This window comes from Streptomyces sp. HUAS MG56 (genome assembly GCF_058673395.1).
Map to the genome: position 1 here is coordinate 8082681 of NZ_CM178722.1, position 25481 is coordinate 8108161.

At 69.5% G+C, this 25481-nt stretch carries 21 protein-coding genes; 14 read left to right on the forward strand and 7 right to left on the reverse strand.

Features of this window, described 5'->3' with window-relative positions; all coding sequences use genetic code 11:
• The 4 genes from AC4OXY_RS37775 to mycP all read right to left on the reverse strand — a co-directional run bounded on the left by AC4OXY_RS37775 (position 1) and on the right by mycP (position 3931).
• On the reverse strand, positions 1-1275 hold the full coding sequence (locus AC4OXY_RS37775) for a hypothetical protein (RefSeq protein ID WP_491991867.1): 1275 nt from the start codon (positions 1273-1275) through the stop codon (positions 1-3).
• 118 nt (positions 1276-1393) lie between these two features.
• Positions 1394-1798 (reverse strand): hypothetical protein, encoded by a 405-nt coding sequence (locus AC4OXY_RS37780; RefSeq protein ID WP_491991868.1) that lies wholly within the window; start codon positions 1796-1798, stop codon positions 1394-1396.
• A gap of 209 nt (positions 1799-2007) precedes the next feature.
• Positions 2008-2640 carry a serine/arginine repetitive matrix protein 2 gene (locus AC4OXY_RS37785; RefSeq protein ID WP_491991869.1) on the reverse strand — a complete coding sequence of 211 codons (633 nt, stop codon included), beginning with the start codon at positions 2638-2640 and terminating at the stop codon, positions 2008-2010.
• 82 nt (positions 2641-2722) lie between these two features.
• Entirely contained in the window at positions 2723-3931 is a 1209-nt protein-coding gene (gene mycP / locus AC4OXY_RS37790; RefSeq protein ID WP_491991870.1) for a type VII secretion-associated serine protease mycosin, read from the reverse strand.
• A gap of 374 nt (positions 3932-4305) precedes the next feature.
• Here mycP and AC4OXY_RS37795 point away from each other — a divergent pair, with 374 nt between their 5' ends.
• From AC4OXY_RS37795 to AC4OXY_RS37840, 10 genes are all read left to right on the forward strand, one after another.
• Positions 4306-5196: a type II secretion system F family protein gene (locus AC4OXY_RS37795; RefSeq protein ID WP_491991871.1), complete on the forward strand. Its 891-nt coding sequence runs from the start codon at positions 4306-4308 to the stop codon at positions 5194-5196.
• Between the two features lie 36 nt (positions 5197-5232).
• Complete coding sequence (locus AC4OXY_RS37800; RefSeq protein ID WP_053661640.1) at positions 5233-5427, forward strand: hypothetical protein; 195 nt, start codon at positions 5233-5235, stop codon at positions 5425-5427.
• A 3-nt stretch (positions 5428-5430) separates the two neighbouring features.
• Positions 5431-5844 carry a TadE/TadG family type IV pilus assembly protein gene (locus tag AC4OXY_RS37805; protein ID WP_402069561.1) on the forward strand — a complete coding sequence of 138 codons (414 nt, stop codon included), beginning with the start codon at positions 5431-5433 and terminating at the stop codon, positions 5842-5844.
• Positions 5845-5894: 50 nt separating this feature from the next.
• Positions 5895-6275, forward strand: a complete 381-nt coding sequence (locus AC4OXY_RS37810; RefSeq protein WP_402069572.1) for a TadE/TadG family type IV pilus assembly protein — start codon at positions 5895-5897, stop codon at positions 6273-6275.
• Complete coding sequence (locus AC4OXY_RS37815) at positions 6272-6730, forward strand: pilus assembly protein TadG-related protein (RefSeq protein WP_491991872.1); 459 nt, start codon at positions 6272-6274, stop codon at positions 6728-6730. The genes AC4OXY_RS37810 and AC4OXY_RS37815 overlap by 4 nt, the downstream gene beginning before the upstream one ends.
• A 42-nt stretch (positions 6731-6772) precedes the next feature.
• Positions 6773-9580: a BTAD domain-containing putative transcriptional regulator gene (locus AC4OXY_RS37820; RefSeq protein WP_491991873.1), complete on the forward strand. Its 2808-nt coding sequence runs from the start codon at positions 6773-6775 to the stop codon at positions 9578-9580.
• A 915-nt stretch (positions 9581-10495) separates the two neighbouring features.
• On the forward strand, positions 10496-11596 hold the full coding sequence (locus AC4OXY_RS37825) for an AAA family ATPase (protein WP_491994702.1): 1101 nt from the start codon (positions 10496-10498) through the stop codon (positions 11594-11596).
• An 84-nt stretch (positions 11597-11680) separates the two neighbouring features.
• A complete protein-coding gene (locus AC4OXY_RS37830) occupies positions 11681-13522 on the forward strand; it encodes a VWA domain-containing protein (RefSeq protein WP_491991874.1) in 1842 nt (613 codons plus the stop codon).
• Positions 13523-13706: 184 nt separating this feature from the next.
• On the forward strand, positions 13707-14183 hold the full coding sequence (locus AC4OXY_RS37835) for a hypothetical protein (RefSeq protein ID WP_376288576.1): 477 nt from the start codon (positions 13707-13709) through the stop codon (positions 14181-14183).
• 40 nt (positions 14184-14223) lie between these two features.
• A complete protein-coding gene (locus AC4OXY_RS37840; protein ID WP_376288575.1) occupies positions 14224-14685 on the forward strand; it encodes a hypothetical protein in 462 nt (153 codons plus the stop codon).
• Positions 14686-15224: 539 nt separating this feature from the next.
• On the opposite strand, the gene AC4OXY_RS37845 is transcribed toward AC4OXY_RS37840, so the two are convergent.
• Positions 15225-16196 (reverse strand): phosphotransferase family protein, encoded by a 972-nt coding sequence (locus tag AC4OXY_RS37845; protein WP_491991875.1) that lies wholly within the window; start codon positions 16194-16196, stop codon positions 15225-15227.
• A gap of 718 nt (positions 16197-16914) precedes the next feature.
• Here AC4OXY_RS37845 and AC4OXY_RS37850 point away from each other — a divergent pair.
• The 4 genes from AC4OXY_RS37850 to AC4OXY_RS37865 all read left to right on the forward strand — a co-directional run bounded on the left by AC4OXY_RS37850 (position 16915) and on the right by AC4OXY_RS37865 (position 23677).
• Complete coding sequence (locus AC4OXY_RS37850; protein WP_376288573.1) at positions 16915-21804, forward strand: RICIN domain-containing protein; 4890 nt, start codon at positions 16915-16917, stop codon at positions 21802-21804.
• 10 nt (positions 21805-21814) lie between these two features.
• A complete protein-coding gene (locus tag AC4OXY_RS37855; protein ID WP_376288572.1) occupies positions 21815-22441 on the forward strand; it encodes a hypothetical protein in 627 nt (208 codons plus the stop codon).
• 358 nt (positions 22442-22799) lie between these two features.
• Positions 22800-23021 (forward strand): hypothetical protein, encoded by a 222-nt coding sequence (locus tag AC4OXY_RS37860; protein WP_376288571.1) that lies wholly within the window; start codon positions 22800-22802, stop codon positions 23019-23021.
• A 116-nt stretch (positions 23022-23137) separates the two neighbouring features.
• Entirely contained in the window at positions 23138-23677 is a 540-nt protein-coding gene (locus AC4OXY_RS37865) for a hypothetical protein (protein ID WP_376288570.1), read from the forward strand.
• 2 nt (positions 23678-23679) lie between these two features.
• Here the strand turns inward: AC4OXY_RS37865 and AC4OXY_RS37870 are convergent, their stop codons facing one another.
• The gene (locus tag AC4OXY_RS37870; protein WP_376288569.1) at positions 23680-24207 is read right to left on the reverse strand and encodes an NUDIX hydrolase; all 528 of its coding nucleotides are present in this window, start codon (positions 24205-24207) and stop codon (positions 23680-23682) included.
• 150 nt (positions 24208-24357) lie between these two features.
• Positions 24358-25230: a helix-turn-helix domain-containing protein gene (locus AC4OXY_RS37875; RefSeq protein WP_491991876.1), complete on the reverse strand. Its 873-nt coding sequence runs from the start codon at positions 25228-25230 to the stop codon at positions 24358-24360.
• Between the last annotated feature and the right edge of the window lie 251 nt (positions 25231-25481).

The following is a 25481-nucleotide window of genomic DNA, read 5'->3' on the forward strand; positions in this document are numbered from 1 at the left end:
TCAGAGCAGACTGGTCAAGTCGTCCTTGAGTGAGCTCGCAGCATTGCCGACGGCGTCGACCGCGCCTCCTACGGCATCGGCCGCATCGCTGGCGGCGGCGCTCACCTTATGCGGGTCGACGGTGAACTCGGCGCCCACGGCGCCGCCGAGTCCGAGCGCGACGCCCACCTTCGCACCGATATGGAACTTACCGTCGTCTCCCTTGCCAAAGGTCACCCCGGCCTCCGCACCCGCACCGGCCCACCCCTCGGCCGTGGCACCGGCGCCGATACCCGCGACCTCGCCTCCCCCGGCGACACCGGCCTTCGCCCCGGCGAACGCCTTCGCTTTGGCATTGAGGCCGTCGAGACCTGCCCCGGCACCGGCCTGGGCCTCGGCACCGTCGAAGCCAGTTCCCCGCACGTAGGCGCCGCCGAGATACCCGTAGTCGGCTCGCCCTTCCACCAGGGCCCGCGCTCCCGCAGACGCCTCGACGGATCCGGAGATGCCCTTGTCCGTCATAGCGCCGGACGCCGACGCCCTGGCCCCCACCTCAAGGTCGCCAACCGTGGAGAGCTCCAGGTCGCCGTTGGACAGTGTTCCCTTCCCGGTCAGGTGCTCGAGGTCGGCGAACACCTTGGCCGAGCCTTCCTTTCCGTACTTCGGACCACTGGCGGAGGCGCCGGCGCTGGGCCCCGTCACCGTGCCCTTGCCGTGCCACTGCCACCCGTCGGTCTTCGTGTGGGCCTTGTCCTCGGGCGGCTCCTCGGCCTTGTACGTGCCGAGGTCACCCTGTGCCTTGCCGTTGAAGCCGTTAAGGGTGCCGTCCGTGACGTCGGTATCGACCACCACGGTCTGGAGAGCGAACTCGACGTCCTTGTCGGCGTCGCCCACGTCCTTCACGTGCTGGTCGATGCTGGCTTGCCAGGAGGCTACGGACTTACGGACACTGTCCTGGTAGTCGGGGTCGTGCGCCAGTGCCTGACGGTCCCCCGGGCTGAGCTTCCCGGTGTCGTACGAGACCACTCCCTGGTCCGACACCTTCATCCCCGCGGCGATCGCGTCGTCTCGGGCCGACTCCAGCTTTTTGCGCAGGTTCACGAACTGGGTGTGCGCATCGCGGAGGAGCGAGGCGATCGCCTTGGCCTCGACCTGGGCCTTCTGGAACTCCTTGAGCGTGGTGCCGAGGCGCTTCTGGGCGGCATCCCCGCTGAACCCCGTCCACGACGGGCCGAGGGTGATGCCGTGCACATCCTTCCCGTACGCCGTCTCCTGCTTGTGGAACTCCTTCGCCATCCCGTCCCAGCGGTCGGCGGCCGTGGTGAGCGTGGACAGGTCGGTCGTCATGATCTCGTGGTACGTCGGCATGGGTCCCCGTTGAGTGCGATGGCGTACGAGCCGGATCAGGAAGAGGTCAGTTCTGCGGCGGCTGTGAGTACTGGTCGAGCGCCGACGGCCTGCGCACTCCTGCGGCTACTTCGCCGTCCGTGCCCATCAATGTGGTGTTGGCGGCCCGCAGTGCCCCCTTGTCCGCCGACAACAGGTTCATGAGGCCCTGGACCTGCTCGCCCCACGTCTTGTGCGCCTTCTGAAGGGCTCCGGACGTCAGCCAACCGTGCCCGTCCTTCGCCCCGAATGCCTTGACCGCGGCGCTCGTTTCGTGGTCCGTCCAGGCTCCCGCCGTGCGGGTGTCCGGCTCGATGTGTTGCTCGATCGCATTCGCCGCGGCCTGCTTCTCAGCAGGCGACGACGTCAGCCCCGACTGACCGCCGAAGGAACCGCCTCCACCTCCTGGATCGGCCAGTTGGTTCAGCCGCATGCCGACCGGCTGGGCAGCCGCGTTCCCGGTTATGTGCCGATCTCCTGCTGTGCCAGCCACGAAGTCTTTGCCCCCGTCCACATTCCTTAGCGTGCACCTGCCAGGATAGCGATCCGTCCATTGCCTCAAGGGCGGCGGGTACTGTTCTGTGACAAGCCCATCGCATTAACCAACTAAAACAGAGGGCTAGGTGGGGGACCGGAGGGCGGTTAGCCCCACTGCTGCGGAGGGACCCATGCAGCGGCAAGCCGTCGACGGTGGCGACCGCGGCGGACAGCGGTGACGACGACGATGGTCGCCGCCGCGCCAAACGCGGCAAGGAAACAGCCGATCCCTGCGGCGATGCTGCCGATCGTGGCCCCCACCCGGGGCTGCTCTCCCAACGCGAACTCAGCCGGCAGCTCTGAAGTGCAAGTGAGGGCGTAGTCACCGCTGCTGCCGGGCCGCACCTCCAAGACGCGCTCCCAACTGCGGGAGCCGACGGTGATGCGGAAGCTGCTGTCCGGCTGGGTCATCGACCCGGACCGCATCCCCAGGATCCGGCAGTTGACCCGGCCCTTCCCGGACTGCGAGACGTAGATCGCCTTGGTCTTCCCCTCGACGAAGCTGAACTTCTGCGAGTCACCGCTGGAGAAGCTCCGGGCCGTATCGACCGAGTGCACCGTGCTCTGCACCGTCGCTACGAGGAAAGCGGTACCGACACCGACCAGTACGAGACCGAGCAGTGCGGCCACCAGGTACCAGATGCGCCGAGGCCGCAGGTCCTTCGCCGGGATGTTCGCCAGCGGAGGCGGCGGGCCGCCGTACGGTGGTCCCCACGGGTACGGATTCTGTATCGCCACAGTGACGCATCGTACGACAATCGCTGCGGCAGAGTGTCGCGGTGCGGGCCGACGCCGGTCAGTGGTGACACCGATAAGCCCACTATGCGGCGGAACGCCGACGCTTTCTCGTGACGACAGCCGCGACGACTCCACCAATGAGTACAGCAGCCCCGACTCCCAGTGTGACCCACAGAGTGTCGCTACCGCCCTTGTCGGAGGAAGCTTCTACTGCCGCTTTGCCGTCCTTCCCCTGCGAGGCGGAGTCCTTGGAACCGGCAGTGGCCGGAGAGGGTGACGTGGAAGAAGCTACGGCCGAGAAGTCCGGAAGCGGGTAGATGCTGGCCGACCCGGGGTCACCGGGGTTCTGCAAGGCGATGCGCGGCCGCACGATGCCGTAGCCGATGGAGTCGTTGCGCTTGGCGCCGTTCGTCGGGCCGCCGATGGTGTTGAGCATGACGCGGAGGACCTGGTTGTTGGTCCAGGTCGGGTGCTTGGACCAGATGAGGGCGGCGCTGGCGGAGACGAGGGCAGTGGCGTCGCTGGTGCCGTGTGAGCGGCAGAGGTCCTTGCCGTTCGGGCAGGCGTGGTACATCTCGTCACCGGGGGCGGCCATGTCGATCTGTGGCCCATACTGGGATTCCTTCGTCTTGCGGAGGTCACGGCCTACGGCGCCCACCGCCACCACGCCTGGAGTCCCGGCGGGGTATTCGATTTCCGAGGTGCCGTCATTTCCGGCGCCGGCGAAGATGAGTGCTCCCTTGTTCAGGGCGTGCTTCACGGCGGCGGTGAGTTCGTCAGAGCCCATGGGCGCGGCCATGGAAATGTTGATGACCTTGGCGCCGGAGTCGACGGCGTACCGGATTCCTCGGCTCACTTCTTTGCTGAACTCAACGGTGCTGTCCGGTATGCGGACGGGCAGGATCTTGACGCCCGGTGCGAGACCGAAGGTTCCGTCACCGCCGTTCGCCTCGCCTGTGCCCGCGATGAGGAGGCCCATCGTCGTCCCGTGGCCGAAGTGACTCGCCTGTTTGTCCACGGGGGACCCCGGTGCCTCGTCCAGGCCGGGAAGCACCTGTCCCTTCAGGTCAGGAATGCTGCCGTCGACGCCCGAGTCGATGACCGCGACTGTGATGCCTTTCCCCGTGCTCGTCCGCCACATCCGGTCGGCCTTCATGTCCGTGAGGTACCACTGCTGTTCGCGAATGGTCTCTGCGTGGGCTGGTGCGGCGGTCACGCCCACCAGCAACAAGCCCACGGCTCCGGAGACAACGCTCCCAAGACAGCCGTTCCTCAACGTGTCGGCAGGCATCCGCTTCCTCTTGGATCTCGTGATTCTCGTGGTTCTGGGCTGCTGTATCGAAGAGTGTCAGTCGGTGGCGGGAGCCTCTGATCGGGGGTCTTCCGGGCGCTCGCTCTTCCGCGGCTCGGCGCGCTTGCGGGTCGATTGACTGTGCTCGCCGTTCCGGCGCGAGGCTGACGGCCTGGAGCCGTTCGCTGACGCGCCAGGGGTTTCTGTGCCTCCCGACTGGGTCGCGGTTCGCTTGAACGGCCGGTCGGCCGAACGTGCCTGCTGCTGTGGGCGACCCCCTACGAGACCGCGGTCGGCAGCATCGAGGAACCCGTCCGCCTCATCAGCCCGACCTCTCCCCGCGCCACGTCAGGTAACGCGCTGGGAGGCAGCAGGTGATCGTCATGCTGCTTGGCGCGCTGTTCGGTGCCGGAGCGACCGCTCTCGTCTACGGACTGCGTCCGCCCCGGCCCGCCCTGGCCGACGTCCTCACCGCACTCAACACCCCTGCGCCGCCAGCGGTTTCACAGACAGGTGAGGCGGTGTGGGCCACCCGGCTGGGCAGGCGCGCCGTACCCCTGGTGCGCGCGCTCGGATTCCCCACCCCCTCACTGCGGGCGGACCTGGCCGTCTGCGGCACCGACGAGGAGCACCACCTGGCGGGCAAGGCGGTCTGTGCGACGGCCGGCCTTGTCGGCCCCTGGACGGCCGTGCTCCTGCTGCGCCTGGCAGCCGGTATCGAGGCGGGCTGGTGGGTGCCGTCAGCGGGCGCACTTGCTCTGGCCGTCGTGCTGTTCTTCGCCCCCGACCTGGCCGTACACCGGCAGGCCGAGCAGCGGCGCCGCGAGATGCGCCACACCCTCAGCCTGGTCCTGGACCTGACTGTGATTGCGCTCGCCGGCGGCGCAGGGATCCAGCAGGCCCTCGCCCAAGCCGTGGACGCGCCCCAAGGGTGGGCGGCAGCGAGACTCCGGCACGCCCTGCACGTCGCGCAGCTCACCCGCACCAGTCCCTGGCCCCACCTGGGTGATCTCGGACGTCATCTGGCCGTGGCGGATCTGACCGAGCTGGCCTCGACATTGAGTCTGGCCGGCAGCGAGGGCGCCAAGATCCGTACCTCGCTTGCGGCCAAGGCCCGGGCGATACGGCGGCGCAGGATCGCGGAGGCCGACGGAGCCGCCCAGGCCGCCACCGAACGGATGTCGCTGCCCGTGGTCGGCCTGTTCGCCGCGTTCCTCCTGCTGATCGGCTACCCGGCCCTCGCCCACGTCATGTCGATCACCTGACCAATCAGCCACACCAGCCCCAGAGAGAGCACGGTCATGTTCCCACTCGACACCCTGATCCGCCTGGTACGCGCCCACTGGGCCGAACTGCGCCGGCACGCCCGCTCGGACGCGGGATACACCACCGAGACCATCGTGGTCACCGCCCTGCTGGCGATCCTGGGCCTGACCGTCGTGGGCATCATCGTCGCCAAAGTCACCGCCAAGGCCAACAGCATCGACCTGGGCTAGTTCGTGACCACGTCCCGTTGCAGACTGCGCAGTGACCAGGGCGCGGCGAGTACCCAGCTGGTGCTCGTCGTCCCGGCGCTGCTGCTGATCGCCTTGTTGGTGGTGCAGTTCGCGTTGGTCTGGCACGCACGGCACATCGCTCAGTACGCCGCCCAGCGGGCCCTGGCCGCTGCCCGCGCGCAGGGAGGCACTGCGGGGGACGGCCGGGCTCAGGCGCTGCGCAGCCTCGCCGCGCTGGGCAGCCGCGTCCTGACCGCGCCATCCGTGACCGCCGAGCGCACCGCCACCCAGACCACCGTACGTGTGGAGGGGACGGCGATGCGGGTACTGCCCGTTCCCGGACTGGTGCTGCACGCCTCCGGTACGGCTTCCGGCCCCACGGAGAGGATCACCACCCCTACCGGAGGCCAGTCGTGAAGTCGCGGGCCGGCCGTGCCCTTGGCCATGGAGAGCAGGGTTCGGCGGCGGTGGAGATGGTGCTCGTCACGCCACTGCTCGTCCTGGTGTTCCTGGTTGTCGTGGCCTTCGGGCTGCTCGCCGATGCCCGCTTGGTCGTGGTGGACGCCGCTCACCAGGCCGCCCGCGCTGCCTCCCTCGCCCGCACCGAGAAAGAGGCTCGCGCCCAGGCGGAGCGGGCGGCCGGCGCGGCGCTGCGCGAGGCAGGGGCGTCCTGCACCCGCCCGAGCGTTCACTTGTCCACCGGCGGTCTCAGGCCGGGTGCCACGGTGACGGCACGCGTCTCTTGCATCGCCGACCTGGGCACTCTCACCCACACCGGGCTCCCCGGTCACGTACCGCTGGACGAGACCGCCTTCTCCGCCGTCGACACCTTCAGGAGCACGCCGTGAAGCGACGAGCGCGACGAGCGCGAAAGCACCCCACGCAGGTCCTCGTACGGCTGACGGCCGGGGACGACCGGGGGCAGGTCACGGCGTTCGTCGTCGGCGTCTTCGCGGCGCTGTGGTTGTTCGCCGGCATCGTCGTGGACGGCGGGCTCGCTCTGACGGGCAAGTCACAGGCCCTGGACGTGGCACAGGAAGCCGCCCGCACCGGCGCCCAGCAACTGGACGTCGGCCGACTGCGGCGCGGAGAAGAGGTCCGCCTCGTACGGGACAAGGCCGCAGCGGCGGCCCGCGCCTATGCCGCCTCCACCGGAGACAGCGCCACCGCCTCCGTCAAAGGCGAAGCCGTCACCGTCCACGTCACCCACCGCCAGCGCACCCAGATCCTGCAACTGATCGGTATCCGCACCCTCACCGTCCACGCGACCAGCACCGCGCATGCCGAACGCATCACCCCATAAGGATCGTTCACCCCTGTTCCGGTCAAGGAGAGCCAACCGGCGATGATGCACCCTCCGCAGCTGCGCCAGCGCCTGACCGCGGCTGCCACCGCCGTCGGCACCCTGGCCGTCACGCTTACCCTGCTGGCCGCGATGCCCTACATCCTGTGGCGAGCCGCCGGCCTGCCCTGGCCCGAACACGTCTCCTCCCTCAGCGAGTTCGAGCAGCGGCTGATGCAGCCCGTCAGTGACCCCATGGTGATCGACGTGCTGGCGCTGGTCGGCTGGGTGTGCTGGGCCGCCTTCGCCTGCACCGCGGTCCGCGAGACCGTCTGGTACGCCACTCATCTCCCGCAACTGCTGCGCGACCGGCACACACACCATGAGCACCTGGCCGCCCTCTCGGTGAAAGGCTCGCTGGCCGCGCTGTGCATCGGCACCCTCGTAGTCGCCCTGATCGGCCTGTGCCGCCCCCAGACACTCACCGGCCGGCAGCCGTCTCCGGGAGAGGCACGGCCGCACACGGTGGCGACAGCCCCCCTCCTCCCCTCTCAGACCCTGCACCCCGCGGCTGCGCTCGTGGCCGAGACAACGCCGATCCGGAAAACTGAGGCAGCGCCTACCCCGGCACGCGCTGCGCCACCCGGGGAAACGGAAACGGTCCGGCACATCGAGTACACAGTCGTCGAGGGCGACACACTGTGGGACATCGCTCATGCGCATATGGGAGACGCGCTCACATGGCCGCGCATCTATGCCTTGAACAAGCACCGCGTCCAAAGCGACGGAGCCCGACTCACCGACCCGGACCTGATCCGCCCCGGCTGGCACCTGACCATCCCCGTCCCCCGCGAAGCCACACCGCCGCCGACACCTGCTCCCACCCCGGCACATCAAGCGCCGGATGCCACACCCACAAAGAAACCCACCGAGGGCCCGTCGGCCCAGCCAACTCCCAGCCAACACAAGAACGTCGGCCAGCAGGACCGCGGTCGACACGCCCGCTCGCACGCCGACCGGCACCACGAGGTCACCCCTCACAAGATGGGTACGCAGACAGGACCGGCCACGATCGGTCTCGGAGAGGCGAGCCTGATCGGAATCACCACCGCGGCCGGCCTGCTGGCTGCACGCCGCTATTGGTACTGGCACCAAAACCGCCGACGTGACCCGGGCCAGGAGACGGAAATCCCCTCCTTGAGCCCGCTGGTGGACAAGGCCGCCCAGGCCGCCCACGCAGCCACACTGCTCTCCCAGCCAGAGGATCCCGACGTCCTGGCTCCCCGCCGTATCCCACCTCAGCCGCCCCGCGCGAAAGGCACGGTCACCATCGGCGTTCGGCAGGACGCCGAGGTCCCCCTCGATGAGCTGGCCGTGCCCGGAGGCTGCACATGGACCGGACTGGGTGCCGAGGGTGCCGCCCGCGCCCTGCTGGTCGGCGTCCTCACCGCCGCCGAATGCCGGCGCCCCAGCCCTGCGCACGTGACGGCGGTCGTCCCCCACGACGTGGCCGAGAGCCTGCTGCCCGGACTGCCCGCCCAGTTCACCGCCCTCAGCCAGAGTGCCGACCTCGCTGAGGCGATCCGAACCGCCGAACAGCACCTGATCACCCACGCCCGCACCCACGACGAACTCAGCACCATGCCCGCGACGACCGGGCAGGCGAGCGCCGACTTGGCCCCGGAGACCGAGCCGGGCACCCTTCTCCTGATCGCCGTGCCGGACGCCGCCCACGCCGGACAACTGCAGGCCCTGGCCGCCCGCAGCAGACCCGGAACGCTGATCGTCCTCACACTGGGCGCTCCGCTGCCCGATGCCACCGCCTGGCACATCGACGCCGACGGCTCCACCACACCTGCCGGACCGCCCGGTCAACACCCCGGCACACTGAGGCTGTTCCACCTCACACTCGATGCCGCACGCGACGTGACCGACGTCCTCCTCACCGCCCACGGCCAGCGCAGGCAATTGCGCATCCTGCCCACGCCCGGCGGCCCCCACCCCGGCACCGACCAACCTGACACCCCGGCCGAACCACCGCCGAAGGCCGCACCGGCGCACGCGAACGCAGTCGAGACCTCCCGGCCGGCTCAGGCCAAGCCCGTGCGCCTTCACGTCCTCGGCCCCGTCACCCTCTACGCCCGCGACCACCAAGACCCCGTCGGCACCAACCTGCGCGGTGAAGTCCACGAGTTCCTCGCCCTCCTGGCCGCCCATCCCGCCGGACTCCTCGCCTCCGACATCGCCGACAAACTCCACCTCGCCCCCGGCAGCGATCAGAACGCACTGAAAAACCTCCGCCGCGCAGTGAGGCGCGCACTGCGCACCGCGACCGGAATCACCGCACAGGAGTTCATCCTGCTCCAAGGAGAACTCCACAAACTCCATCCAGAACTCGTGGAAACAGACCTAGCGGATTTCAGTCGAAGTCTGAAAGACGCATTCTCGGCGTCCGATGGAGAAGAAGCCTGGGATACTTCCCTCTTCGCTGTACGCGAAGCCCTGTCCCACTACCGAGGACCCTTCGCCCACGGCAGCGACTATCTGTGGGCTGACGCAATCCGCGAGCACCTCGCCATGAAGGCCACCGATGCCGCCGTCCGCCTGGCCCGCCAAGCCGAACGCGCCGGCGCCACACCACGCGAGCTGGACGCCGTCCTTGCACTCCTGGAGCAGCTGGGCGCCATCCACCCCGACCACGAACGCCTCGCCCAGCACACCATCCGCCTCTACCAGGCCGGCGGACGTCAGGACGCGGCCCGGCACACCTTCGCCCGCCTTGCACGGCACCTCGGCGACCTCGGCCTCGAACCGGAGGCGGCCACCCAAGCGCTCGTCTCACCTCGGGGCCGCTCCGGTCAGACACGCTAAAGCCGCAGTTCACCGCGCCTGCGCGTGGCATTGCTCGGCCTGGTGACCGCTTGGCGTCCGCCCCGTCGTATCCGGCGTCACATCCGCCGTCGCTTCTGCGTACGCACTTGGATGCGACGCCCCCAGCATGCCCGAAAGGGCAGCTCAGGGGCCCTGCGAGCCACCGGCCGGCGAGGGCGACTGTATATCGGTGCAGCAACGCATCCCGATCTCCACCAGCCCGGCGGCCCGCCTCCTCCTCGCATCCCGTCACTTCCGTTCACTCACCTCACGAACACAAGCTTGCTGTTCATCTGCTGCTTCACGTCATCTCTCGCCCGAGCCGGCGCCCGCGGCAGGGCTGGCCAGCTCGTGCGAGGAGCCGGTTCCCAGGCGCGGGTGAAGGCGCCCTGGCCCGGTCCACGCCTGCAGGCGGATCCCGCGCGCACAGGCGAATGTGCGGGTTTCACACGGCCCGTGTGCCCGTGCTTCGGTCGTAGGTACCACAGGCCACGACGCCTTGCGTCGTCCAGCCGAGAATTCTCCTGAAATAGCGTCGTGAATTCCCGAAAATTCCAGCATTATCAAGGCGGAATCCGACTTCAGGTGGAGCACCGGTCGAGCTATATTTGAATTGTTCCCGGGAAGGCCGGGAAAAGGAAATCCCTCCGATGGGGTCCGCCCGAAAACGGATGACGGGTGGAGTGTATCCAAAGGGCGGTCATTTCCGAATTCGAATAAGCCGGTTCTGGTCAGGCAGCGAAAGGAATTCGCCCGATGACGAGCCCTGCGGCGCCCGCCCCCGCCCCCACACCCGCACCGTCCGCCCCGGTATCCGGGCAGGCGGCGTCCGGCCCGCCGAGTACACCCGCGCCCTCGGCGGGACCGGCGCCCGGCCCGGTCGGCAAGGCCCGCCCGGGCGAACTGCGGGCGAGGATCGCGCAGATCCTGGCCACCAACCCGGGCACCGGGTTCACGGTGACCGAGCTGGCGAAGGTTCTGGGGCATTCGGGCGGGGCGGTCGGCAACGCGTGCGAGACACTGGTGTGCCGGGGCGAAGCGGAACGGGCAGGGGACAAACCCCGTACCTACCGCGTGACTTCCGCGACGGACGCCGCAGCCCGACAGGCCTCGGGCCCTGCTCCCGCGCTGAGCCCGGCCCCCTCGCTGCCGCACCAGTCGGCCAGGCAGGCCCCAGCCCAGTCGGCCGGGCAGGCCCCAGCGCCGCCGCCCGGCGGACGGCCGGAGCCGATCACCCGGCCGAACGGCCAGAAGTACCACCCCAGGGCGTTGGCGCAGCTACCGGATGTGGAAGCGCTGCGCAGGCTGCGCGAGGCCCAGGTGGCGGTGCTGTTGTACGGCCCGCCGGGCACGGGCAAGACCTCACTGATCGAGGCGGCCTTCCCGGACCTGGTCACGGTGGCCGGGGACGGCGACACCACGGTCGGCGACCTGATCGGCGAATACACCCAGGACTCAAACGGCGGCTACGAGTTCGTCTACGGACCCCTTGTCACCGCCATGCAGGAGGGCCGAGCCCTCCTCCTGGACGACGCCACGCTGATCTCCCCGAAGGTACTGGCCGCCCTGTATCCGGCGATGGACGGGCGCAGGCAGATCCAGGTCAAGGCACACAAGGGCGAGACGATCACCGCCGCCGACGGTTTCTACGTGATCGCCGGACACAACCCCGGCGTCCACGGAGCCGTACTGACCGAAGCCCTCTCCAGCCGTTTCAGCGTGCAGATCCAGGTCGGCTCCGACTACGACCTGGCCGCCTCCTTGAACATCAACCGCGCGGCCGTACGCATCGCCCGCAACCTGGCCGCCCTCCAGCAGGCGGGCGACATCGGATGGGCGCCACAGCTACGGGAGTTGATCGCCTTCCAGAAGATCGCCGACGTTCTCGGCGCCGAGACGGCCTTCGCCAACCTGGTCGGCATCGCACCCCTGGAAGACCGCGACACGGTCGCCGAGATCGTCACCAAGGCCACCGGCCGCCCGGTCACCGCCCTCGCCCTGGGCCGCCAGCTCTGACACATGCCCCGGGGCCAGGACACATACCCGGCCCCGGGCACCCACCCCGCCCACCGGCACCCGCTTGGAAGGGACCCAACCGGCATGCCCGCACCCGCTCACCTCCTGCCCACCCGCCCGGCCGTCACCGACACCGAACAGGCCCTGGCCCGCTGGGAGGACGACGGCGGCCCCGCCTACGAGGCCACGCCCCGCCCGCAGGACGATCACTGGCTGCGGATCGCCGCCGCCCTGGCCGAACGGCTCCCGGAACTTGCCGGGCGCGACGACGTGATCGTCACCTGCGAGGACCAGACCCGCTCCGGCGCCCCGGCCGCCTTCTTCCCCGCCACCGCCCAACTCGAGGTCGACCGGGCCCTGTTCGCCCCCCTCCGCCCCGCCGCCATCAACCCCAACCAGGCGGGCGACGAAGCAAACTACCCCGTCGCCTGGGGCGTGTTCACCCACGAAGCCGCACACGCCGCCCACAGCCGCTGGTCCACCCCGCCACCCCTACGTGGCAGCGCCCTCGATACGGCAGCCCAGCTGCTGGAGGAGTCACGGGTCGAACACGCCCAGATCACGCGCCGCCCCGCAGACCGGGCACACCTGCGGACCGCGATCCAGCACATGGTGATGGCGGACTTCACCACCAAGGGCCCGGCCGACCGGTGGGAGGCGGCCGGGGCGGCAGGCCTGATCCTGGCCCGCCGCGACGCCGGAATCCTCGACCCCGACGAGACCGAACCCCTCCACCACGCCGTACACCACATCCTCGGCGAGGAGACACTCGCCCAGCTCCAGATGATCTGGACGGCCGCGCACGCCACCGCCGACGACGACGCATCCGCCATGCTGGCCCACGCCCGCGCCTGGTGCGAAGCACTGGGCGCAACACCTGATCAGCCGCAACCGATCCCGGTCCCCAGCAGCGGCCACCGGAACGCCAGCGGCGGCGGTGAGCTCGCCGCTGCGGTCGGGAAGGTCGCCGCCACGGTCGCGGCGAACGAGGCCACCGAACGAGCAACCCAGGCCCGGATCACGGCCGCCCGCGCCTCCCGGACCCGGGCGAAAGCCACACAGGCCGCCCAAGCGCGGCACGCGGCCGGTATCGCCGAGAAAGTCTTCGGCCCCGGCAAACGCCCCTACACCCCCGAAAGCCAGCGTGCCCGGGGCCGACTCGGCCGTGCCGCCTCCCCGGTGACCGGCACCCGCCCGCCCACGCCAGCGGAGAAGTCGGCGGCCGGGCGCCTCGCCCGCGCCCTGCGCACGGCGGCCTACCGCGAACGCACCACCACAGTCACCGCCTCGGCGGTTCCGCCCGGGCGCCTGAACATGCGCGGCGCACTGGCCCGAGACGCACAGAAAGCCGCCGGTGCCCTGCCCACCGCCCAGCCCTGGATCCGCACCCAGCGCCGCCAGGGCCCCACCCCGCCCCTGCGCGTCGCAATCGCGGTCGACGTCTCCGGCTCGATGAGCGCCGCCGCAGCCCCGATCGCCTCGGCCGCCTGGATCGTCGCCAAGGCCGCCGCCCTGACCGACCCCGACTCACGCACCGCCACCATCGCCTACCGCCGCGCACTGACCGCGATCACCCAACCGGGCCGCGTCCCCTCGAAGGTGACCGAATTCGACGCGGACGGCGGCGGGCACAGCCTCGCCGAGGCCACCGATGCCCTCAGCGCCGCCCTCGACCTCACCACACCGGGCACCGGCCGACTGCTGGTGATCGCCTCCGACGGCCACTACCGCCCCGACGAGGCCGCCCGCGCCGCCGACCGCATCACCGCCCTGCGCACAGCCGGGTGCGCGGTGTTGTGGCTCGCCTTCGACACCGACCCTCGCCCCCTGCCCGGCGCCACCCTCCTGGAACTCACCGACCCGGCCCAGGCCGTCACCGCGATCGGCCAGGCAGCTGCCGCCGCCCTCGCCGCAACCACCGCCTGACCCGCCAGGTGGCGCCCCCGGCCCCGCCCGGGGGCGGCACCCAGCCGCGCATCAACCACTACGCCGCTCAGCCAGGCACCGGCACCCGCGCCCGAACAGCAGCCCGGCCGCCCGTCCCTACGCCGCGGGCCGCCTCCACCCCGACCACCCACCCGCCACGACCGCGAAGGAGACCACAACCGCCATGACCTCACTCGCCGAACGCGCCCACGCCGCCGCCGTGTTCATCCGCCACAACACCGCAATCAGCCCGCACGGCCCCTACCGGGGCGAGGAACACGCCCGCACTGCCGTACGCCTGGCTGCCGCCCTAGGACTCGGCCTGGACCAGATCACCACCGCCCCGGACTGGCAGCGCCGCCGCACCAGCCCCGCAGAGCCGGTCCTGGCCACCGCCACCTGTCCCGACACGAACGAGCAGTACGTCTTCCTCTCGCGCTTTCCGATCTACGACGACGAAGCATTCGAACTCCTCGGTCCCTGCCCCGAATGCTCCGGCCACGTCCCGCTCGCCCTGGTCCGTCACCTCGCTGACCTCGGCACCTATCTCGCCCGCCCGCCGCTCACGCCTGGTGACATCCCACGGCCGGACACGGTGCCGGACACCTTCAGCGTCGATGAAGGGCACAGCCGTACCTGCCGCTACGGCGAAGTCCTCTGACGCAGCAGAACCCACCTACCGAGAAAGGAACGCCGCTGCCATGACCGAGCACCTCACCCCCGGGAGCCGGGTCCGGGGCACCGCCGCCCGCAGCAGCCCGCCGGACAAGCCGGCCTGCCCGACACCTGATCCGCAGATCAGCCCGGCACCGGGCACCCAAGCCGTATACGGGGTCCTCGGCGACACCGGCTACTGTCGCCTCGACGATCTGTGCCTGCAGCGTGGAACCGTGCTGGGCGCGCTGGCCGTCCTGGTACGGGATACCGCCCGAGAGGCGGACCGGCTCCACGGGAAACTGCGCCGCCACGCCACCCGTGCCCGTGACTGCCTCGACAACGCCCTCAACCCGCCCTCGGGTCCGGCCTTCGTCCCGGTCACCGGCCTGCTCACCACCACCGGCCACACCACCGACCTGCACGCCGCACGATTCGCCCAGCAGATGAACCAACTCGCCCTCGTCCTGGAGACCTACCAGGCCGTTGTGCGGCACCCCGAGGCGTGACCGAAGGCAGTTGGCCATGTGGGGGCGCGCGACCGGCCCCCGGCCCTGCCCTTCCACGAATCCCCGACGGCGGGTCGGTATCGCGGCACCGGCCCGCCCGGTCCCCACCTGCTCGTACTTCAGCTCCTCCACCGTGCTCATCCCCTCCGCGCGACTGCCGACAACGGCCAGGCCGCCGCTCGCCGACCTGCAGGCCGTCCGGCGGAGCATCTGCTGGCCAAAGACCGCCCCGACCTCGATGCGCCCACCCTCACCAGGGCCGTAGCGGAGCGGAGGCCGCCGTAAAGGTGCTGGCTTGCACGCCCCCCTCTGTCCGCCCGCAGGACACACACCTGATGCACTGCTTCCAGGCTCTCGATCAGCCGGCCCACGCGGCTCGTACCGGCCTGCCGTGCGCCACAGCGCCCCCGACCACAACACGCCTGCGCTGACCACTTCACACTGATGGGGATGCCGAGATTCCCCAGGGTCTGCTCGACTCCCCACTTGGTTGAGCAGTAAACGACGAGGCCGAGGCCCGCGCCCCGGACCGCCTTGGCTCAGCCCAGCGCGTCCATCAGGGAGGTGACATAGGCATCCAGCCGCTCTTCCATGGCTCGTGTCGTCAGCTCGGTCCGTCCTGCCTCCCGCCACGGCTGCGCCACCGACTGCACTTCCTCCGAGAACGCCAGTGGCTCCCGCACCTGCCAGTACAGCCGCTCGTCCGCGGCCGCGGCCAGCCTCCCGCCGGCCTCCTGGTACGCCTCGGTGAAGCGCAGGCCCCACACCGGGCCGTGCAACAGCGCGAGATTGGTGGAACAGTGCGCCACGTCGAGGTCCGCCGGGCCCCAGGAGGTCGCCGCCCAGTCGACGACGCCGGTGATCCGGGCACCGGCGGCACCGGCCGGGTCCTCGGGCGGCAGGTCGAACAGCACGTTGCCGGGCTGGAAGTCCCGGTGCAGGAACCGCCCTTCGTAGTGCGGCGCGGGCTTGCGGATCACGTCGATGGCGGCGGCCCAGACCGCGGCGTCGGCGCCCTCGGGGGTCACGACCGTGTCGGCGGTCGTCAGCGCCACGTACTCCCGGGGCCGGACGGCCGGCCGCACCGCGTGGACCGCCACGAGTTGACGGGCCAGCAGGGGCAGGCGCGTCTCCAGCCCCTCGTCGTCGAGGACCGTCCGGCCCGGCAGGTGGGTCATGAGGAGCGAGGGGTACTCGCAGTGCGCGGCGGTCGGATCGACGGCGACAAGTCCGGGAGCCGGCACGCCGGTGCCGGTGAGCGTGGTCAGGGCGTCGGCCTCTCTGTGCAGGAGGTCCTCGGCCGGCCCCTGCCGGGTCGGGCCGACAAAGGAGCGCAGCACCAGGTGCCGGGTGCCTCCGTCCAGCGTCCCGATGGTCAGCCTCCGCATGTCGGCGGTGGCGCCGCCGTGCAGCGCCTCGGCTCCGACGATCCGCTCGCCGGCCTCCAGGTGCCGGTGCACCCAGGCCAGTGTCAACGGTCGGACAGCCGCTGCCTCATCATGATTGGTCACCGTGCCACCTCATCATCCGGACGGCGGCACGCGCGAACCCTTACGGGCCTGTCCGCAAGTCAGCGTGCAGGTGGTGGGTGGGGAAGTTGGGCGAGCAGGTCTGTCCGCACCCTTTCAAAGAGCCCTATCAACTCTTCACCAAGAGCCGCAGCCCGGCGTCCAAGCGCTGCGTGGCGGGTCATTGTCGGAATCCCCGCAACGACGGTGGGTTCTGCGGCGGCTGCGGCCAGGCAGGTTGAGGGGGCGGCGATGAACTGCACCCAGGCGTGATCGGAGGGCGAAAACCAGCCATCTCTTGTCAGTTGATGACCCTGCATTTGCCATTCATGCACACAGGAACTCCACGAGGTGATCGCGAAATCTCCTTGCAGGGACGGACTCTTCCCGCCTTCTCCGGTGGCTGGCCAGCCTGGCAGATTCAGGCCAGCCTCTTCGTCCGCCCGGACATGAACATCTGTACGGGCGGTCTGTGTATGCGTAGGGTAAAGCCGCGCGTGACCGGATCATGACCAATCCGCGTCCGTGCGTGTTGACCAGCGGCCGGGGGAACAGCGTCGCTCACGGGGAGGGGTAGCACCGTCATGCCGTCGTACCTGCCGTCGGAACGCCAGAAGCGTCCGTAGACCGCAACGCGTACGGGATCCAGCCATCCCGGCATGCCGTCAGGGATGCGTTCTGCTGCTCCCTGTTCTCCGGCCTTCTCCCGGCCCGCACTCCCATGAACGCAGAAAGGGATGCTCCTGTGCACCCCAGACCTTGGTTCCGCCTGCCCGGATCACGAAGACCACGGAGACTGCCTTCCGCCGTCACCGGTGTCACGGCGCTAGCGGTTCTGGCCGGACTCGCGGTCCAGCCCGGCTCGTCCGGGCCGGCCCCCGAACCGGCCGCCGACTCCTACCCCTGGTACCAGGACACCACTGCCGAGCAACTGCGGCAGGACCAGTGCCTGATGACCGACGTGCTGCGGCTCGGCGGCCCGACGATGGCCACGACCGCCCAGGACGGCCTCAACCAGAGCGCCGACAAGCTCCATGTCCTGGCGGACCGGAAGAACTGGGAGCAGACGCCGCTGGCCGTCGCGTACCAGAAGGACCGGGACGCGGCGGGCAAGGAGATGGCCGGGCTCGATGCTCTCCGGGAGGGCTGGAAGAAGCCTCTCGACGGTCTGGCGACTCCTGGGGGATTCACCGACACCGCCTTTCACCTGCCGCCCGACGGCGAGCAGAGCTTCTACAGCCAGACCGGTCTGAGCACGTGGGTCGCCGGCCGGTTCTGGAAGAACGACAGTGACTTCTACGAGGACGCCACTCCGGCGGCCGACACCGCGACGCTCAAGGCCGTCGACGCCGTGGGCAACCCGGTCTACGGTAAGGACCCGGACCCGGCGGGGAAGTCACAGCAGGAGTGGAACCGGGCGCTGGCCGAGCACGACGCGTTCCAATGGATGCACGGCGGCCCCGCGAGGAACGCCGGCGCCGACGACGCGCGAGTCTTCCTTTCCTCCGGTGGCTTCCCGCGCACTGCTCCGCAGCCGGGAACGCCGGAGTACCGCATCGCGGTGGAGGACGTGAAGTCCCGCTTCGCGGCGTGCGGTTGGCGTGACCCGCTCGACCCGAACAACGTGCTGGGCGATGTGAGCACGACCGCGGCAGGTGAATGGCAGCAGGAGGTAGCCTCCCAGGCCACCCAGCGCAACCAGATCCTGGACGCGAACAAGAGCGCGGTCGACGCCCTGGCCAAGGGCGCGAAGGCGCTGAGCGGCATGCTGGGGAACTCCTGGGTCGCCGACCATCTCACCCGCTGGCAAGACTACTGGTCCCCGGGTGGCGTCGGCTGGATCGGCGATTCCTCCCTGGTGATGCGGGTGGAGGCGGCCAAGGGCAAGTGCCTGGACGTCCAGGGCAGCGGAACGGCCAACGGCACCCCGGTGCAGATCTACACCTGCAACAACAGTGCCGCCCAGGAGTGGAAGTTCTGGGGCGCCTACGACGGCGGGTACGCCCTGTACAACACCAATGCACGCAAGTGCCTCGATGTGAAGAGCGGCAACGACGCCAACGGCACGAAGATCCAGATCTGGACGTGCAACGGCTCCCCGGCGCAGCAGTGGCAGCTCGATGTCCGCGCCGCCGGCGAGCTGCGTAACGCCGTGACCGGCAAGTGCCTGGATCTGCACACGTTTGACAACGGCAACGACACCCAGCTGTACACGTGCAACGGCACCGACGCGCAGAAGATCCGCGTCGTTCCCCAGGGCCACGACGGCACCGACAGCCTGTCGTACCCAGACAAGGCCCAGTTCACGAGGGCCACCGCCGGCATCACCCTGGCCCAGACGGGTGCGAAGAGTCAGCTTGCCGTGCTCAAGGCGGGGTTGGCGGCCGCGCAGAAGGCCGCAACCGACTCCGACAGCGCACTTCAGGCCGCCTATGGCATCGCGGACGCCAATGGGGCGCCGCGGGGCCGCGGTCTGCTGGTGGGTGAGCAGAAGGCGCAGGTCACCCGGGGAGCCGCCGCCGCGCTCGCGGCGATGGAGAAGGCGGGTGAGACGGCCGAGGCCGCCACCCGCGCCTCCGCCGGTGACAGCGCGACCATCGCCCAGCGCGCCCTGGCGCAGGCGGCGCAGTCGAAGGCCGAGTTCCGCAAGGAGGCCGCGAAGGCCGCCGAGGAGCAGGCCAAGGCCGCGGCCGACGCGGCCAAGGTCCACCGGGACAACGCCAAGAAGGACAAGGAGACCGCCGAGGCCAAGCTCGCCGATGCCGTGAAGGCCGAGGGCGACGCGGAGGCGGCTGCCGCCGACGCGCACGCCAAGCGGCTGGACGCACAGGCTCAGGAGAAGACGGCCAAGGCGGAGAAGGAGACGGCCGCCGCCAAGCAGGCCGAGGCCGCCGACGACAGGAAGAACGCCGAGGCCCAGGCGACCCGGGCCAAGGACGCCAAGGACAAGGCCGACACCGCCGAGAAGACCGCCGAGGGCAAGCGGGACGACGCGAACACGGCCCGCGACAAGGCCAAGGCCATGCGCGACGACGCCTGGGACGCCGAGCAGAAGGCGGACGCGGCCCGTGCCAAGGCCGACGCCAAGGACGCCTACGCCGACAAGCTGGACTCCGGGGACGCCGCAACCGCCGCCCGGGCTGCCGCCGATGAGGCGGACAAGGCTGCCGACGACGCCGACACCGCGGCGCAGAACGCCCGCGCCGCTGCCGACGCAGCCACCCAGGCGGCAGCCGACGCCGACGCGGCGGCCACCCGCGCTGAGGCCGCGGCCAAGCGGGCGCGCTCGGACGCGGACGCCGCGCAGGCCGACAAGGCGAAGGCGGACGCGGCGGTCAAGACCGCCACCAGCGCCGCCGCCGACGCCATCAAGGCCTCCCAGGACGCCGCCACCGAGGCCAGGGCCGCGGTCAAGCTCGCCGACGAGGCCGAACAGCACGCCAAGGACGCCAAGACCCAGGCCGACGCCGCCAGCACCGAAGCCGGCAAGGCACTCGACGCCTCGGCCAAGGCCGCCGGATACGCCCATGTCACCGCGCAGGCCGCCGTGGACGCAGGCAAGGCGGCCGAGAAGGTCGCCGACCCCGCCAACGACGCCATCCAGCTCGGCTCGCCCTACGTCGAAACCGACTCCGCCGCCGTCCTGGTGGTCCTGACCGGACAGGCCTCCAAGTCCATCGCCGACCAGCAGCAGGCCGTCGCCGACGCCCATGCCAAGAACGCCCAAGCCGAGGCGGACGCGGCCAAGAACCTCGCCGACCAGGCCAAGGGCGACGCCAAGGAGGCCTACCAGCACGCCGCGAACGCAGCCCAGTACGCTGCGGACGCCCGCACCTACTCCAAGGAGGCTCTCGGCTACGCGGCCGACGCTGCCAAGGCCGCCTCAGCAGCCGCCTCGTCGCTGGCCCGCACCATCGACTACGACCAACAGGCGGCCGACGACGCCGCGGCCGCCGACAAGGCCGCAGGCAACGCCGAGGGCTACGCCAAGGACGCCCGCGACTCCGCCGACACAGCCGAACTCGACGCGGCGGCAGCACGCTCGGCAGCCGCCCAGGCCGAACAGGATGCCAAGGACGCCCGTGCAGCGGCCGACCGCGCCGACACAGCGGCGACCGAGGCCGAACAGGCAGCCAAGGACGCAGACAAGTACGCCAAGGAAGCCCAGACTGCCGCCGACCGCACCGAACGGGAGAAGGCCAACCAGCAGGTGCAGACGGGCGCGACGACCGGTGTCGGCGGAGTCTTCTCCGTCATCGACGACATCAGGCAGGACGGGGACCCCGAACAACTGCCCAACGAATGCCACAACTTCAACTGCAACACCATGGTGTACATCGCGCACTTCGACGCGGTGGTCAGCTACTACCTGTGCCTGAACCCGGATGTGCCTGCCACCGAGTCCGGCTGTCCGGCCGAGGACACCGTCTTCCTCAAGACGGTGACGATCAAGGGCCTGAGCAAGAAGGTCAAGATGTCCGCCGTGGACGTGGCTCTGGACCTCTGGAAGGGCATCGCCAAGTCGATCACTGGGGACTTCACCGGTTGCTACCACAAACTCGCCGGTGACGGCGACGGCAGCCTCGGTGACTGCGCCTGGGCCGCCACCTGGCTTCCGCTCGGTGGTCCGCTCGGGAAGATCGCCGAGGCGATCCGAGGCATGGACGCCGCCTTGCGTTCCGGGGAAGGGGTCGCCGATGCATTGAAGGCCCTGAAGACACTGGATGTCGACGCGGAGACCCTGGCGGACATCGAGCGGTCGGTGAACGTGTACAAGGAGGCGCGGACGGCCTGCTCGGTCAACAGCTTCCCCGGCACCACCCAGGTGGTCCTCGCCGACGGCAGCCGCAAGGCGATTCGTGACGTACGCACCGGTGACCTGCTGCTCGCCACCGACCCGGCGACGGGACGGGCTCAGGGCGAGCCGGTCACACGGACGTTCCACCACACCGCGGTCGACCTGGTCGATGTCGCCCTCACCAACGGCGGACACCTCACCAGCACACCCGGACACCGGTTCTTCGTCACCGGACACGGCTGGACCCTGGCATCCGACCTGCGGCACGGAGACACCCTGCGCGGCCCGGACGGAACCGCCCGCACCGTGGCCGCACTGCTCGACGAGCACCAGGCCGCGCCGCGGACGGTGTACGACCTGACCGTGTCCGGCCTGCACACCTTCTACGCGATCGCCGGCAGCAGCCCGGTCCTGGTCCACAACTGCAATAACCTCGTCGCCGATGCCGGTGAGTTCCCTGGACAGGCTCACGCCCTTGACGAGCACACGGCCGGCCCCGGACTCGTAACCGAGGAGGACGCCAAGAGACTAGCTAAGGCGAAGGGAGTCAACGGGGTGTTCGCTGACGTCGACACGGCACAGGCCGTGGTGGACTATGCACTGTCTACCAAGGCAGCCGAAATCCAGCGCTGGATGCGCGGCACCCAGCGGGAGAGGGCGTTGACGGGGACCTATCCTGGGAAGGACTCCCTCGGCTACGTGGCACACAGCGACGGAAGCATCACACCCGCCAAAAATGCCTTCCGGATCGTGCTGAAGAAGGCCAAGGGTCATAAGAGCGGTTACTACGTGTTCACTGCATTCCCGATGTAGGAGGTGATGAGTGAAGCGATTCGACGAGTCCGACTTCGGCCTGACATGGCTCACCACCATGTTCCACCAGGACTGGACGCACAACGGAGCCACGGGGGCCGAGGCGGTCCGGTATCACTTGGCCCCGGACCTGGAGCCTGAGGCAGTGCTGCTCATCCGCCGGGATGCCCAGGTCCTGCTGGACAGCCTCGACTCAGCGACCATCGAGACCCTGTGGCAGGCCGCGACGGATCCGGAAGGCGCCTTCTCCGACCCGCCCAGGGGCTTTACCTCGGGTACAGCGTGGATGGAGACCCTGGTCCAACTCTGTGACGACTGGCTGGCCATCGCACCGGACATCTCGCCGCTCACCGGCAGCGATGCCGACGACGGGGCCGACATGGCGGATGAGGTTCTGGCCGAGATCGACCACACCCGCATCCTGCCGGACGCCATCCGAAAGGCCCTGGCCCTGTGTGCCAGCAGGTGCACGCCCGACCTGGCACTCAGACTGCTCCTCAGAGCGATCTGCGAGATCGGTATCCGATCTGGCACGGCGCTCTCCCAGGACCAATACACGCGACTGCAGGCGCTGGGCTCGGCTCTGCACTACGGAGAGTTCCTCGTGGCAGAAGTGGAGCCCTTGGTCACCAGCTAGAACTTCAGTACGTTAAAGGACTGCCGCACCCGTGGTGTGCGGCAGTCCTTCGCGTTCCAGCCCCTCTTGTGCCAGTGCCGCGGTTGTCGACGCCCGCGTGCTCGGCCCGGGGCAACCCCGTGCGGGATGCGAGTTCGTACGCTGCGCGTGCGAAGGTTGCGCGCGCTGAACGCTGGGTCCAGTACGCTACCTACATCGCGACCGCCGCCGAGACCACCCCCGCGATCATCCTTAGGACTGTCATCGGACTGAGATCTCTGGGGCTAGAGCCTGTCCGGGCGATCATGTAGACAACGCCGGTACTCGCTGACCGAAATGCGCATGCGGATTGCCGGCTCGAGTGCCTACTATCCCGGTCATGCCAAGACCCTTCGGATTCGCCTATGCCCAGCGCCCTGATGGCACCGTGACGATCACCCGCCAGGGCCGTCCGGCGGGCACGTTGCGCGGCGCGCGTGCCCAGAAGTTCCTTGCGGGGGTCGAGTCGGGGGATGCCCAACTGGTGATGGCCCGCTGGACAGGGGCCTACAAGCACGGCAATGAGCGCACCGCGCGCAACCACCCACGCAACCGGTCGTAGGGCCTGCCCATCGGATCTTCGCGGTGCCCCTGTCGCCCATGCTGAGGCGGCCATTCCCGGCCACCTCGACCCAGTCAAGGAGAGAGCAGCTGACTCCGCATTCCCTCGCGTTCTACGTGGACGTGGTCATGTCTGGAACGGTCCTCGGTGCCAAGCCGACGGACAGCCCCGACCAAGTTAGCGCGATCTTGAGTTCCGACTTCGCCGAGAACTCCATTGACGACTACAGCATGTGGCGCGACTACGGATTGGTCGAGTTCTTCTGGGACCGGGAATCGCCCGACCACCCATGGCAGGGGCACCACTTCACCCTGCAGGTGCATCGGCTTTCGTATTGGGGCAGCAGCATTGTCAACAAGGCGATTCGCGAGCGGTACGGTCGCTTTGACCGTCACCTCCGCTTCGACAAACTGCAGCGGCTGCTGTCGAACCGCGGCGTGTGCCTGGAGGACGTCCCGGACGCCAATGCCCCGGCCTTCACCCTGCACTGGCAGCCCGCTTCCCAGGTGTCCGTCATGGCCTTCCGGGAACGCGAGTGGGGGCGGCCTCGGCGGCGCGGCAACGACCTTGTCGGCGACGTGCATAAAATCTCGTCACCACTGACTGCCGAGCAAGTGGCATGGAACAGAGCACGCTACGGCCGTCAGGACGCCTAGAGTCAGTCCGGGCGATCTTGTAGGGCCGTGGCGATGAGGTCGTGGATGAGGTACTCGCCGGGGGCTCGGTTCTCCTTGAGGCGGGAGAGGTCGTTGGGGCCGAACCAGTCGCAAGCGGTGTGCTTGGACCAATCCAGGGTGGGGTGCTCCAGGTCGCCGTCGACCTCGACGAGGTAGTCGGCCTCGTGCCGCGTTCCGTTCCCGTCGTCGCCGGTCCAGGTGGTGATTCCGAGCAGGCGTCGTACTCGGCGCAGGCGCCAGCCGGTCTCCTCTTCGACCTCACGGGCGAGCGTATCCAGGAGTGATTCGCCGGGCTCGACGTGGCCGCCGACGACGTCCCAGCAGTCGAGGAAGAGCCGCCTGTGGGGGCTGCGTTTCTGAGCGAAGGCCCTGCCGTCCTGGTTGAGGATGACCGCGCCGATCGCCCAGGTCTCGCCGTCGGTGGGAACCGGGGCCTGGTCCGGAGTCCAGCTTCCATAGCCCTCCGGGCCGCGCCAACGCCAACTGGCATGCCGCCATCCCCGAGCCATGAGACCTCATTCTGATTTCAGCCCTTAGCCAATTTGCCGCCGTACCCTCGCTGTTCCCGTGGCCACTAGCGTGGTGTGGGAGACTCGACCAGTTGCCGGGCTGGTTCCCAACTCTCATGGGAACCAGCCCGGTTCGGTGCTTCCGGTCGGCTACGCGTTGCCGTCGGGCGTTGCCATGCGGTAGGTGCGCGGCCGGTCGCTCATCTGCTCGGCGATGCCCTGCTGCGCCAGACTGACCAGGGCGTTGGCGATCGCTCCTGAGGACCGCTCGATCACTCGGCTGATCTTGGTGGCAGTGAATGCTTCGTCGGGGTGTGCCTCCAGGTGGTTGATGACCATCTGACGGAGCGATCCCGGGGCGAGCCGCTTCTTCTCGCCGGACTGGACAGTCATCAGCAGACGTCCCGGCGTCGGCTTTCCGGACCTTGCATCTGCAGGAGGGGCATCCTCGGCCGCCGAGTCGTCGTCGCTGGGGTTGTGACGCCCGCTGGCCTCCTCAGCGGAGTCCGCCCCGGGCTGCTCACCTTCTTGGTGCAGGGGGTTGTGTGGTGTGTCGTCTACCGACACGTCCGTGACGCGCGCACCTGAGTCGGCGCTCGTGTCTTCGCTTGCGGTTGCGGTTGCGTCGACCGGAGTGCTCTCGCAGCCCGTGCACGGGGATTCTGGCTCGGCTGTGTTGGTGGTGGAGGGCTCAGGGGTGGTGGCGGTGGGCTCCGATGGGCATGAGTTGTCGCTGCTGGTCTCGTCAGCGCGCGTGGCGCGCCAGCGGTCGGGGGTGCGGCGGGGGCCGTCGTGGCCGCCGGGGGTGCGGATGGCCAGGCCGTGCTTCTCCAGGGTGGTCAGGGCCTTGCTGGTGGTGGATCGGCCCAGGTCGGCTGCGAGCGCGAGTTCGGCGGCGGTCGTTTCCTCGTCGGCGGTGAGGGTGATCAGGTGGGCGAGGACGGAGGCGGGGGGTCCGACCAGCTGGGCGGGCTGGTCGGGTTCGGCGTGCTGCGTGCGTGTGTCGTTGGTGGTGTCGGACATGAGGGAACCTCGATTCCGTCGGAAGTCGGTTGGGCGAGGTCCCCGGCCGGGGGTGCAACCGCAAGGGTGCGGTTCGCGGATGTTCGCCGGGCGCGTGCGCATCGCGTGTTTCCCGGGCGAACGTGGCCATGGCACGGGCGGGTCGGATTCCTTGTTGGCTCGCCGGGTGCATCGGCCACGACCATGGACGCTCCGCTCCGGCGCGAAGTCAAGCGGGTCTGGCGCTTGGGGTACGGACCAGCTCAGAGCGG

Excerpts from the sequence above, each read along its gene's own strand:
- AC4OXY_RS37775 (WP_491991867.1), bottom strand. The coding sequence starts at position 1,275 with ATGGCGAAGGAGTTCCACAAGCAGGAGACGGCGTACGGGAAGGATGTG.
- AC4OXY_RS37780 (WP_491991868.1), bottom strand. The coding sequence starts at position 1,798 with ATGCGGCTGAACCAACTGGCCGATCCAGGAGGTGGAGGCGGTTCCTTC.
- mycP (WP_491991870.1), bottom strand. The coding sequence starts at position 3,931 with ATGCCTGCCGACACGTTGAGGAACGGCTGTCTTGGGAGCGTTGTCTCC.
- AC4OXY_RS37800 (WP_053661640.1), top strand. The coding sequence starts at position 5,233 with ATGTTCCCACTCGACACCCTGATCCGCCTGGTACGCGCCCACTGGGCC.
- AC4OXY_RS37820 (WP_491991873.1), top strand. The coding sequence starts at position 6,773 with ATGATGCACCCTCCGCAGCTGCGCCAGCGCCTGACCGCGGCTGCCACC.
- AC4OXY_RS37830 (WP_491991874.1), top strand. The coding sequence starts at position 11,681 with ATGCCCGCACCCGCTCACCTCCTGCCCACCCGCCCGGCCGTCACCGAC.
- AC4OXY_RS37835 (WP_376288576.1), top strand. The coding sequence starts at position 13,707 with ATGACCTCACTCGCCGAACGCGCCCACGCCGCCGCCGTGTTCATCCGC.
- AC4OXY_RS37840 (WP_376288575.1), top strand. The coding sequence starts at position 14,224 with ATGACCGAGCACCTCACCCCCGGGAGCCGGGTCCGGGGCACCGCCGCC.
- AC4OXY_RS37850 (WP_376288573.1), top strand. The coding sequence starts at position 16,915 with ATGAACGCAGAAAGGGATGCTCCTGTGCACCCCAGACCTTGGTTCCGC.
- AC4OXY_RS37860 (WP_376288571.1), top strand. The coding sequence starts at position 22,800 with ATGCCAAGACCCTTCGGATTCGCCTATGCCCAGCGCCCTGATGGCACC.
- AC4OXY_RS37870 (WP_376288569.1), bottom strand. The coding sequence starts at position 24,207 with ATGGCTCGGGGATGGCGGCATGCCAGTTGGCGTTGGCGCGGCCCGGAG.
- AC4OXY_RS37875 (WP_491991876.1), bottom strand. The coding sequence starts at position 25,230 with ATGTCCGACACCACCAACGACACACGCACGCAGCACGCCGAACCCGAC.